The following is a 10889-nucleotide window of genomic DNA, read 5'->3' as shown; positions in this document are numbered from 1 at the left end:
GCGGTATTCATCGTACATACCGGTGCTCCCGAAATTCCATCAGGGATGGATGACGTCGCCAGTTTGACCGATCCTCGCCACGGGCTCTCACCGATGACGAACGCGCCGCCATTTTGGCTGCCAGTTCATCCTGGCTAGCGTCGGCTTCCAGTTCCTCAAGCTGCGATTCCTTCTGTTCGAGCAGCCGAGCCTTGAGCTCCAACGACTGCAGCGGATCTCACGCTTCAGCCTCTCGATCTGGGAGCCGGAGGCGGGCGATCGGCACATCGGAATAAGAGTTCACCGCCTCAGCGCGAGCAGCAACCGCTTCGGCTCCACGGCGAGCCGCACGTTCATCGTCGATGAGAGCCTACGCCGCCGCCAGCGTTTCAAGCAGGAGGCCAAGGCTGATATCGGTGCTCGGAATTTTCGAGTTGTCGATGGCGCTCATTTGTAGCAATCATTGCTTCAATTTTTCGAGGATTATTGAAATATGAATCAGCGTCAGGCCCTCACCGCCTTCGCCGCCCTCTCTCAGGAAACCCGCCTGCAGATCATAAGACTGCTCGTCGTCGCCGGCCCCGAGGGCCTGGCAGCTGGAGCTCTGGCCGAGAAAGTAGAGGTCTCACCGTCGAACATCTCCTTCCACCTGAAGGAGCTCGAGCATTCCGGGCTCATCGACGCGCAACGCCAGTCCCGTTCGATCATCTACACCGCCAACTACGAATCCCTGGGCGGCCTTATTCGCTTCCTGATGGAAGATTGCTGCTCCGGACATCCGGAAATCTGCGCGCCGGCCGCAGCGGTCACGACATGCTGCGCGCCCAAAATGGAGGAGAAACTGCAATGAGCGCCGACCACGTCTACAATGTGCTGTTTTTATGCACGGGCAATTCCGCCCGATCCATCCTGGCGGAATCCATTCTGGAAGCCGAAGGAAAGGGCCGCTTTCGCGCCTTCTCCGCCGGAAGCCAGCCCAAGGGAAAGGTTCATCCCTGGGCCTTGAAAACCCTTGAAGCTCTCGGCTACCGCTCGTCGGGCCTCTCCTCGAAGAGCTGGGACGTGTTTGCCGAACCGGGCGCACCCCAGATGGACTTCATCTTCACGGTCTGCGACAGCGCTGCCGGCGAGGCGTGCCCGGTCTGGCTCGGCCATCCCGCAACCGCCCATTGGGGGATCGAGGACCCCGCTGCTGCCGAGGGCTCGGAAGTCGAACAGGGCCGCGCCTTTGCCCAGGCGGCCCGATATCTCAAGAACCGCATCTCGCTGTTCGTGAACCTGCCGCTCACGACGGTCGACAGGCTGGCGCTGGAAACCAAGCTGCACGAAATCGGCCGTATCGAAGGCAGTACCCGCGGCAAGGGCGGAGTTGCCTGACGATGTCGGCCTTCGAACGCTATCTCACCGTCTGGGTGTTCCTCTGCATCATCGTCGGCGTCGCCCTCGGATACCTAATGCCGGGCGTGTTCCATGCGATTGGTTCGGCGGAGATCGCCAAGGTGAATATCCCGGTCGCGGCCCTGATCTGGCTGATGATCATCCCGATGCTGGTGAAGGTCGATTTTGCCGCTCTAAGCCAAGTCGGACGGCACTGGCGCGGGATTGGGGTGACGCTCTTAATCAATTGGGCGGTCAAACCATTCTCGATGGCCCTGCTCGGCTGGTTGTTCATCGGATGGCTATTCCGGCCATTGCTGCCTGCGGGCCAGATCGACAGCTATATAGCCGGCCTGATCATCCTGGCCGCGGCTCCCTGCACCGCCATGGTCTTCGTCTGGTCGAACCTGACGAAAGGTGAACCGCACTTCACGCTGTCGCAAGTGGCGCTCAACGACGCGATCATGATCGCCGCCTTCGCACCGATCGTCGGTCTCCTCCTTGGGCTTTCGGCGATCGCTGTGCCGTGGGATACGTTGATGATCTCCGTGGTCCTCTACATCGTTCTACCGGTTATCGCGGCGCAGCTTCTGCGACGCAGCCGGCTTGCTGGCGGATCGGCGGCGCCACTCGTGCGCCTCCTGAAAACCCTGCAGCCGCTGTCGCTTCTGGCTCTGCTCGCCACCCTGATCCTGCTGTTCGGCTTCCAAGGCGAGCAGATCATCGCGCAGCCGGCCGTGATCGGGCTCTTGGCCGTGCCGATCCTGATCCAGGTCTACTTCAATTCCGGGCTGGCCTATCTGCTGAACCGGGCAAGCGGCGAGGAACATTGCGTCGCCGGACCATCGGCCCTCATCGGCGCGTCGAACTTCTTCGAGCTCGCCGTCGCCGCTGCCATCAGCCTGTTCGGCTTCAATTCCGGGGCAGCGCTTGCCACCGTCGTCGGCGTGCTCATCGAAGTGCCGGTGATGCTGTCGGTGGTCTGGATCGTCAATCGCAGCAAGGGTTGGTACGAGCACGGTTCCGCCGTGCGCTCCGTATCCGCCTCCAAACTTGAGAAGCCGAAGGAAGCCTGACCACGGACGCAACCATCTATCATAACCCGGACTGCTGTTCTTCGCGTGGCACGCCGGCAACGAGCCGATGACGATTAAATATCTATGGATCATGGCTCGGACGAATGCTCGCCCACTAGCCATGCATCCCTGTGATCGTTGGCCTTGCTGACAAGCTGACGCCATCATCCGGGCGCTGTCGGCGAAAGGCAGGGGTAAGGGAGTTATGGGTCTTTGGCGGCGGTCTCTTCGAGTGCCAGCGCTGCACCCAACAGCCGTTCGTCATGGTTTTTTAGAGCCGACAGCAGGAAACCGACCGGCATGCCGGCTTCGGCCGTGCCGGCAGGTAGGGTCACGCCGCACCAATCGAGGAAATTGCCGATCGCTGTGTTCCGCAGCGTTCTGCCATTGATCTTCACGAACAACTCGTCGTCGGCCTCCAGCGGCGCGAGTGCGGGCGCCACGTGTGCGACCGTCGGATACGCGATAAACTCGTTGGGTCCGAGCGTCGCGGCAACCTCCTTGATCAATTGCTCGCGCACCTTGAGCGTTTCCAGATAGCCGACCAAAGTGATTTTCTCGCCAAGGCGCGTCCGCGCGACGACACGCCGATCCATGGCTTCGGCCTCAGGCCCCGCCAGACGGCGGTGATGCAGCGCAAAGGCCTCCGCAGTGACGAGCGACCCGTGCTCCGCCATCACCTGAAAGAGCCGGTCGAAGGCCGGAAAGGCGGCATGCCGTATCTTGACGCCGGCCCCGCTTAGCCGGGCGAGTGTCGCCTCAAAGGCCGCAAGGACACCGTTCTCGGCATCGTCCATGACGACATTCGTCGGCACCACGATGGAAAGCCCGCCGGGTTCGGCGCGCTCGACCTCGGGAGCGAAACGGCCGCGCATCGCGGCATCGACCCAGATCGCATCCTGGACGCTGCGGCACAGGGGACCGAGCGAGTCGAGACTGGTCGCCAGCGGAAAGACCCCGGCCATGCTATAGCGGCCACGGCTCGCCTTATAGCCGACAAGGCCGTTGAAGGCTGAGGGGATGCGCACCGAACCGCCGGTATCGGTGCCGATCGAGACCGGCACGAGGCCTGCCGCAACCGCGACGGCGGAGCCGGAAGACGACCCGCCCGGAATGCGCGCGACATCCGTGGCCAGCGGATTGAGCGGCGTGCCGTAATGCGGATTGAGGCCGAGGCCGGAAAAGGCGAACTCGCTCATATTCACCCGGCCGACGGCGATCATGCCCGCCGCGTGCAGCGCCTTGACGACATCGGCATCCTCGCTTGCGGGCTCGGCATCCGCAAGCACGATGGATCCGGCCGTCGTCGGCAGGCCGGCGATCGCAAACAGATCCTTCCAGGCGACGGGAATGCCATCCAGCAGCCCTCGGGAACGCCCTTCCCGCAGCCGCTTCGAAGAGGCGGTTGCTTCTTCTTTGGCTCGCGTCTCCAGCAGCCGCGTGAAAATCGCCTGATCCTGATGGCTACGGATCGCATCCAGGCTCTCCTCGACCAGCGCGACCGGGTCGAGGCTGCCTGACTGGATCAGAACCGACAGTTGCGCGATCGACTTGCCGAGATGTGTCTGTGCCATAGGCTCTGCTCTCCTTTTCAGCCGACCAGCTGCATCCAGCGGCGCACGAGATAATTGTGCTCATCCATTGTCGTATTCCAAACGGCAATGCAATTGGCGCGCTGCCAATAGGATCCGCCGCTGCGTACAGACCCCTTTCTGATCCGGGTCTGACCGTCGGGGCCGGGCAGGTCTTGGGCCGCGGCGGCGCCTTCATACCAATAGTCCCATTCCGCCTGCGTCATGAACTGGCGGGAGCGCTGCGGCGTCGAAATATAATAGCCCTGCCGCGCGACGACGGCGCCAGGCCAGCCCGATATCCACCAGTTCAGATAGTCGTAGGCGACGTCGAGCAGGCGGCCGCTCAAGTGTTTCGAAAGGCACAGACCGCCATGCCAGGCGCGGTAACCTTCGGCAGGCACGGCCTGCTCGACCGGAGCGCCCCTGGAATTCAGGATACCGATGCCGGGCGACCACATGCTCTGCACGCTGGTCTCGCCGGCGATCATCAGCCGCGCCGCATCCTCGGCGGTCCTCCAGAAATCTCTGAAAAAGCCAACCTTCTTGCGCTCCTCGAGGAGGTCGATCAGCTGGTCGATCTCCTGAATGGACATATTGCCGATATCGTCGAACGCCATAAGGCCGGCGGCCTGCGCGGCCAGCGCCGCGTCGAAGATGCCGATGGCGGGCTCGTCCACCAGCGCCACCCTTCCCGCCCAGCGCTCGTCGAAAAGCGCGCCCCAGGAATGCATGCCGACGCCATTTGGCGCGAGATCCGTCCGATAGGCGAAACTGTCGAAATTGTGCGTGGTCGGCAGCATCGAGATCAATCGTGACGGCGTATCGCCCAAGGCGAGGTTCGGCTGCACGAAGAGCTTTTTCGCCGGCACGTCGCCAAGCCCCATTCGGGGGTTGGGGCCGATATGGCCGGTCTTGGTGAGATCGTTCACCTCATCCCAAAGCACGATGCGTTGGGTGTCGACGGGCTGGATCGCGCGCCAATGCCAGACGATATCGAGATTGTGGAAGCACTGGTCGTAGATATCGTAGGTTTCCGGCTCGCGAGCCGCCTTGTACTGGGTCGTCAGGAAATCGTTGTTGTCGAAGGTCACGTCAATGCCGAGATCGTCCTGCGCGCGCAGGCGCAACTCCTCCAGCAGCGAGATTGCAGTGCCGAGAACGCGCAGGCGCGGCCGGCCCTTCAGATGCAAAGCGGGAGCAGACAGGCTTTTGGCGACGGATTCATGCTTGTTCATAGGAATACCGGTTGTCTCATCGTGCCGCAGCGATCGGGCAAGATGCAGCTGGGGGCACGCGCGCCAGTGTGAAGGCTTCGAAGGAGCGTTTCAATAGAGCGCTGTCGAGCCCGTCCAGGATGAAGACCAGGCGCGAGGTGCGATCGTCCGAAGGCCAGCCATCCATATGCACCGGCATGTGTACCAGATGCTGGACGCCGTGAACCGCCACGGGACGCTCCTCGCCGCTGAGATTGAGGATACCTTTCACGCGCAGCACGCGCTCCCCATGCCGATTGAGCAGCATGGTCAGCCAGAGACCGAAAGCCGTCCAGTCGACAGGCCTGTCGATGCTGAGCGAAATCGACGAAATGGCGGCCTGATGCGGCGCGCCATCCGAGGCGACGAGTTGCACCGGCTCCTCACAGTAAAAGCCGCTCTGCGACAGGCTGCTGCTGGGCGATACGTTGCTCTGGACCGCGACCAGCGAGGATAGATCGAGATCAGGATCGGCTGCGATCAGGATGGCGGCATCGGGATTGAGCACTCGAAGGCGAGCCTGAAGGTCGTCTCCATCACCATCCGCCTGAAGATCGGTCTTTGTTACGATCAACCGGTCCGCGACCGCTGCCTGCCTGTTGGATTCGATATAGGTGTCGAGCTGTCGCAGCCCGTTCACCGCATCGACCGTCGTGATCACATTGCCGGCGCAGAAGTGGTGCCGAAGCACCGGATCGGCCTTGATGGTCGACAGCACCGGGAATGGATCGGCAAGCCCCGTGCTTTCGATGATCACACGCCGGAACGGCGGCAGCAGGCCGCGCTCGCGGCGGGAGTAAAGCTCCTTGAGCGCGGTGGCAAGTTCGCCTCGTACGGTGCAGCAGACGCATCCGGAGCGTAGCAGCACCATCTCGCCCTCGACGCTTTCGACGAGATCGTGATCGAGCCCGATCTCGCCGAACTCGTTGATAAGTACGGCGGTATCGGCAAAGGCCGGATCGGCCAGGATGCGCTTGAGCAGCGTCGTCTTGCCGGAGCCGAGGAAGCCCGTCAGCAGGTTGATCGGCAGAAAGCCGCTGGCCTCAATCGACATGCCTTGCCTCCATCCTTATGACGAAGGCAAGGTCGAGCGGGTCGCAAGGCCGGCCGACGAGCCTTTCGGCTGCCGGCCAGAGATGACCGAGATCCTCGATGATCTCGCTCCTGCCCGTTTTCGTCGACAGCACGAAGGACGCGCCCTGCCAATCGGAGAGGACAAGGCCGAAGCCCGAAAGCATCTCGTTGGCGGCCCGCACGCGCTCGGCACGCTCGCGCCGCCGGTCAAAGCTGGCGCGGTTGCGCGTGAACACGCCTGGCCGCGCCGCAGCATCGGTCCAGTGCTCATTGCCGCCGAGCACGCCGCACAGTGAACACATGGCAATCGCCTCCTTGAGATGCACTCGGTTGTTCAGCCTAGCCGGCTATTTCTTACGCGGAAAGCGCGCCGCGAAATCGTCGGCGATCTCGTTCATCGTCACGAACTTTACGCCCGGATGCTTGATCATGTGCGCGTAAAGCCGCTCGAGCATCATCAGCACCTGTGGCCGGCCGGCGACATCAGGATGGATGGTGATCGGGAACACAGCATAATCCATCTCGCGATAGACCCAGTCGAACTGATCACGCCACATTTGTTCGATGTGATGCGGATTGACGAAGCCGTGGCTGTTCGGCGATTTCTTGATGAACATCATCGGCGGGAGGTCATCGAGATACCAGGATGCCGGGATTTCGATCAGATCGGTTTCCTGGCCGCGCTTCAGCGGCACCATCCATTCCGACGGCTTGCGGGAATAGTCTATCTTCGTCCAGCTATCGCCGACGCGCACATAATAGGGCGTGAAGTCATTGTGCATCAGCGAGTGATCGTACTTGATGCCGCGCTCCAGAAGCAGCTCGTTCGTCACCTTGGAGAATTCCCACCACGGCGCGACATAGCCGGTCGGACGCTTGCCGGAAAGCTTGGTGACCAGCTCGATGCACTTGTCGAGAATTTCCGTCTCCTGCTCGCGTGTCATGGCGATCGGATTTTCGTGGCTGTAGCCGTGGATGCCGATTTCATGGCCGGCATCGGCCACCGCCTGCATCTGCTCCGGGAAGGTTTCGATCGAGTGGCCGGGAATGAACCATGTCGTCTTGATGCCGAAACGTTCGAAGAGCTTCACCAGCCGCAGGCTGCCGACTTCGCCGGCGAAGAGGCCTCTTGAGATATCATCGGGAGAATCCTCACCACCATAAGAGCCGAGCCAGCCGGCTACGGCATCGACGTCGACACCAAAACTGCACAAGATTTCCTTTGCCATGGGATGGCCTCCTTCAATCGGGTTTTCTGTAATCTCAGTGAGCTGGGATAACGGTCGCGTCGGCCGGATCCCAGGTAAGCATGACCTCGGCGCCTACCGGAAAGGCGCCGGGCCGGTACTTGTCGACATGCGCTTCCAGCGCCAATCCACGCCCGTCGGGCAGGCTGATGCCGATCTGCGAGATATGGCCGACCACATCGAAACGCTCGACGCGGGCGCCGACCACGTTGCCGCCGAAGGCTCCGGCGAGATTTTCGCGCGCTGTGCCGCCTGCCGCATGAACCTCGATCGCCTCCGACGGAATGACGATATTGACCTTACTGGAAAGGCCGCCATTGGCGCAGCCCGACAAAGTGCCGAACGATGTCGAGACAAATGTGCTGTCGGCCTTTGTGCCGGCAACCTCACCTTCGAAGATGGTATTTCGGCCGATGAACTGCGCCACAAATGGCGTGTCAGGACGCGTATAAAGCTGATGCGGCGGGCTGATCTGCTCCACCCTGCCCTGGTTCATCACGACGATGCGGTCGGACAGCGCCAGCGCTTCCGACTGGGCATGCGTGACGAAGACGAAGGTCACCCCGAGCTTCTTCTGCAGCAGCTTCAACTCGTTCTGGATCGCCTTGCGCAGATTGGCGTCGAGTGCGCCAAGCGGTTCGTCGAGAAGCAGCACATCGGGTTCGACCACGAGGCCGCGGGCAAGCGCGATACGCTGGCGCTGACCGCCGGAGAGCTTGTCCGGCTTGCGCTCGGCAATATCCTCCAGCCCAAGGGTCGCGAGGATACGATCGACCCGCGCCTCACGCTCGGCCTTCGCCATGCCCTTGACCTCGAGGCCATATCCGACATTCCGCCGGACGGTCATATGCGGAAACAGCGCATAGTTCTGGAAGATCATCGATGTCGGCCGCTTCTGCGGCCGGACATCGTTCATGCGTTCGCCCTTGATCATCATGTCGCCGGAGGAGATGCTTTCGAAGCCGGCGATCATGCGAAGCGTCGTCGTCTTCCCGCAGCCCGACGGGCCGAGGAAGGCGATGAACTCACCCTTCCTGATCGAAAGATTGAAGTCGATGACGGCTGGCGTGCCATTGTCATAGACCTTGCCGACATCGATGAGTTCCAAATCATACGTCACGAGAGATCTCCGGGCGTGGAGGAGGAGGCGGACATCGCCTCCTTGCGGTGCAGAGGAAGAGTGGCGGACGCCACCGGATCATGCATTGAGGAATTCATCCCACTTCTGGACGAGATGGTCGTATTCATCCGGCCACTGGTGCCAGTAGGCGACATTCTTGGCGCGCTCCGCCAGTGAGCCGCCATCACGCAGGTCGCCTTCCTTGATGCCGCGCTCGGAGGCGCCGACCCATGGCTTGCCCTCGTACCAGAAGGCATATTTGTCCGGCACCATGACCTTCCCGATGTTGGTCGAGGGCGAATAATAGCCCTGTTCGGAAACGGTGATGCCCGGCTCGCCCGACAGCCAATAATCGGCATAGGCGATCACGGCTTCCTTGTTCGGCGTGCCTGATATCATCGAAGGGCCGATCGCCCAGCCGCGATAGCCTTCCTTCGGCACGGCGTATTTGCATGCCTTGCCCTGGGCCTTGACCGCCATGACGGCCGGCTGCCACGCGTCGCAAACGACCATCTCGCCCGATGCCATCAGGTTCACCAGCTCGCCGAAGTCGCCCCATAGGGCACGAAACTGCCCGTCCTTCTTCTTGGAAACAAGGAACTTCGCCGCTTCGTCGATTTCGGCCGCGCTCGGGTTACCCGGATTCTTGACGTTCGAAAGCCCGAGCGTGTTCATGGCCATGATGGCCTGGCCGAAAGCGATCAGCGGATCCGTGTTGAGGCCGGACTTGCCCTTGAACTTCGGATCGAAGATCGCCGACCAGGTATTGGCTTCCTCGGCGGATAGAACGTCCGGATTATAGCCGATGGAATCGTAGTTATAGACCGCGGGCACCATGTTCAGCGTAGTCTTGGCGTCATCGGCCCAGATCTGGCCGACGATCTGCCGCTTCGGCTCCCACTTGTTGGAGGGCGTCGTGAAGGTGTCGCGGATATTGGCCCAGTTCTTCAGAGAGGCGGCCGGCACCGGCTCGACATTGTTGGTCATGACGATCGACGGCAGGCGCTCGCCAATGATCTCCCAGCAATCATAGTCCTTGGAGCCGGACAGGATCTTGGTCTGCGCGTCGGGAAAGGTCGCCGCCGTGCCGGAGGTCTGCCCAACGCCGCTTGCCTTACGGAAATCGGCAAGGATGCGTTCCTGGACGGTGACGGAGAGGCCGATGGTGCGCAGCTGCTTCTTGGCGAGATCGGCGGCCTGCGCGTAGGCCAGCCGCGACGACAGGAAGGGCGTGCCGCCTCCGATTGCAAGCGCCATCACGCCGGCGGAATGCTTCAACAGAGAGCGTCTGTTCATTTCCATTTTGGACATTTTTGTTCTCCAGTGCTGATTGCTGTTCCCTTGGCCCTTGGTGGGCCTGCTTCATTGCCGTATCGCCAGTGCCCGGTCGTTGCCGGAACGATGGCGATCAGTACCGCCCCACGAGGAGGCCGCCATCCACGACCAGAACCTGGCCGGTCATGTATCTCGCGCCCTTGGACGCGAGGAATGCGATCACATCCGCGATGTCTTCCGGCTCGCCAAGCCGGCCCATCGGAATGAACTCGGCCGCCTTCTCCGCGCCTGCGGGACCGAGCGAATTCTCTTCCGAAAGAAGCTGGGCGGTGCGGATGTAGCCAGGGGCGATGCCATTGACCCTGATGCCGTCCTTCGCCAGTTCGACGGCAAGCCCGCGCACCAGCCCAACAACACCCGATTTTGCCGCCGAATAATGGACATGCTCGTCCCATCCATAGGCGACACCCATGATCGAAGAGAGTGCAACAATGCTTCCGGATCTGCGTGCGCGCATGCCAGGCACGGCGGCACGCGCCAGCTTGAAAATGCCCTTCAGATCGACATCCATGGTCAGGTCCCATTTGTCGTCGCTGAGCTTGTCGAGCGGCGTGCGATGGGCGATGCCGGCATTGGCGACGATGACGTCGATCTTGCCGAAGCGGGCCTCGACACTGGCTACGAGCTTGTTCGCGGCATCCGTCGAGCGAACGTCGTAGAGATGGAACTCGGCCGAGTCGCCGGCGATGAGAATGTCGCGGACGGTCTGCTCGCCTTCCTTTTCGAGGATGTCGGTGACGACGACATGGTCGCCGAGTGCTGCAAATGCCTTCGCCGTCGCCTGGCCGATACCGATGCCTGCCCCGGTGACGATGACGACCCGTTTCTGTAAGCTGTCCACCTGCTTGTCTCCT

The 10889-nt window shown here is 61.8% G+C and carries 11 protein-coding genes; 3 read left to right on the top strand and 8 right to left on the bottom strand.

What is annotated here, in order from left to right:
* Nucleotides 1-472: 472 nt before the first annotated feature.
* The 3 genes from RHSP_RS07670 to arsB are packed head-to-tail and all read left to right on the top strand — an operon-like array spanning nucleotide 473 to nucleotide 2432.
* Nucleotides 473-829 carry an ArsR/SmtB family transcription factor gene (locus tag RHSP_RS07670; protein WP_004112217.1) on the top strand — a complete coding sequence of 119 codons (357 nt, stop codon included), beginning with the start codon at nucleotides 473-475 and terminating at the stop codon, nucleotides 827-829.
* Nucleotides 826-1356 carry an arsenate reductase ArsC gene (locus RHSP_RS07665; RefSeq protein ID WP_037150361.1) on the top strand — a complete coding sequence of 177 codons (531 nt, stop codon included), beginning with the start codon at nucleotides 826-828 and terminating at the stop codon, nucleotides 1354-1356. The genes RHSP_RS07670 and RHSP_RS07665 overlap by 4 nt, the downstream gene beginning before the upstream one ends.
* Before the next feature lie 2 nt (nucleotides 1357-1358).
* Nucleotides 1359-2432: an ACR3 family arsenite efflux transporter gene (gene arsB, locus RHSP_RS07660; RefSeq protein WP_037150359.1), complete on the top strand. Its 1074-nt coding sequence runs from the start codon at nucleotides 1359-1361 to the stop codon at nucleotides 2430-2432.
* Between the two features lie 203 nt (nucleotides 2433-2635).
* Here arsB and RHSP_RS07655 read toward each other — a convergent pair whose 3' ends face one another.
* From RHSP_RS07655 to RHSP_RS07620, 8 genes are all read right to left on the bottom strand, one after another.
* Nucleotides 2636-4006 carry an amidase gene (locus RHSP_RS07655; RefSeq protein WP_004112212.1) on the bottom strand — a complete coding sequence of 457 codons (1371 nt, stop codon included), beginning with the start codon at nucleotides 4004-4006 and terminating at the stop codon, nucleotides 2636-2638.
* A gap of 17 nt (nucleotides 4007-4023) precedes the next feature.
* Complete coding sequence (locus RHSP_RS07650) at nucleotides 4024-5241, bottom strand: ABC transporter substrate-binding protein (RefSeq protein ID WP_004112210.1); 1218 nt, start codon at nucleotides 5239-5241, stop codon at nucleotides 4024-4026.
* Between the two features lie 16 nt (nucleotides 5242-5257).
* A complete protein-coding gene (locus RHSP_RS07645) occupies nucleotides 5258-6313 on the bottom strand; it encodes a CobW family GTP-binding protein (protein ID WP_004112207.1) in 1056 nt (351 codons plus the stop codon).
* Complete coding sequence (locus tag RHSP_RS07640; protein ID WP_037150375.1) at nucleotides 6303-6635, bottom strand: hypothetical protein; 333 nt, start codon at nucleotides 6633-6635, stop codon at nucleotides 6303-6305. Before RHSP_RS07640 ends, RHSP_RS07645 begins: the two co-directional genes overlap by 11 nt.
* Nucleotides 6636-6680: 45 nt before the next feature.
* A complete protein-coding gene (locus tag RHSP_RS07635; RefSeq protein WP_004112201.1) occupies nucleotides 6681-7562 on the bottom strand; it encodes a polysaccharide deacetylase family protein in 882 nt (293 codons plus the stop codon).
* A gap of 34 nt (nucleotides 7563-7596) precedes the next feature.
* Nucleotides 7597-8700: an ABC transporter ATP-binding protein gene (locus RHSP_RS07630; protein WP_004112198.1), complete on the bottom strand. Its 1104-nt coding sequence runs from the start codon at nucleotides 8698-8700 to the stop codon at nucleotides 7597-7599.
* A 78-nt stretch (nucleotides 8701-8778) separates the two neighbouring features.
* Entirely contained in the window at nucleotides 8779-10011 is a 1233-nt protein-coding gene (locus tag RHSP_RS07625) for an ABC transporter substrate-binding protein (RefSeq protein ID WP_004112195.1), read from the bottom strand.
* 97 nt (nucleotides 10012-10108) lie between these two features.
* Nucleotides 10109-10876: an SDR family NAD(P)-dependent oxidoreductase gene (locus RHSP_RS07620; RefSeq protein ID WP_004112194.1), complete on the bottom strand. Its 768-nt coding sequence runs from the start codon at nucleotides 10874-10876 to the stop codon at nucleotides 10109-10111.
* Nucleotides 10877-10889: the final 13 nt, after the last annotated feature.

The sequence above is a fragment of the Rhizobium freirei PRF 81 genome, from assembly GCF_000359745.1.
GTDB lineage: Bacteria > Pseudomonadota > Alphaproteobacteria > Rhizobiales > Rhizobiaceae > Rhizobium > Rhizobium freirei.
This window is presented reverse-complemented; position numbering and strand designations above follow the sequence as displayed.

What these genes read in the sequence shown, in the direction of transcription:
- RHSP_RS07640 (WP_037150375.1), bottom strand. Translation starts at nt 6,635, where the DNA reads ATGTGTTCACTGTGCGGCGTGCTCGGCGGCAATGAGCACTGGACCGAT.
- RHSP_RS07635 (WP_004112201.1), bottom strand. Translation starts at nt 7,562, where the DNA reads ATGGCAAAGGAAATCTTGTGCAGTTTTGGTGTCGACGTCGATGCCGTA.
- RHSP_RS07655 (WP_004112212.1), bottom strand. Translation starts at nt 4,006, where the DNA reads ATGGCACAGACACATCTCGGCAAGTCGATCGCGCAACTGTCGGTTCTG.
- arsB (WP_037150359.1), top strand. Translation starts at nt 1,359, where the DNA reads ATGTCGGCCTTCGAACGCTATCTCACCGTCTGGGTGTTCCTCTGCATC.
- RHSP_RS07665 (WP_037150361.1), top strand. Translation starts at nt 826, where the DNA reads ATGAGCGCCGACCACGTCTACAATGTGCTGTTTTTATGCACGGGCAAT.
- RHSP_RS07670 (WP_004112217.1), top strand. Translation starts at nt 473, where the DNA reads ATGAATCAGCGTCAGGCCCTCACCGCCTTCGCCGCCCTCTCTCAGGAA.
- RHSP_RS07625 (WP_004112195.1), bottom strand. Translation starts at nt 10,011, where the DNA reads ATGTCCAAAATGGAAATGAACAGACGCTCTCTGTTGAAGCATTCCGCC.
- RHSP_RS07645 (WP_004112207.1), bottom strand. Translation starts at nt 6,313, where the DNA reads ATGTCGATTGAGGCCAGCGGCTTTCTGCCGATCAACCTGCTGACGGGC.
- RHSP_RS07650 (WP_004112210.1), bottom strand. Translation starts at nt 5,241, where the DNA reads ATGAACAAGCATGAATCCGTCGCCAAAAGCCTGTCTGCTCCCGCTTTG.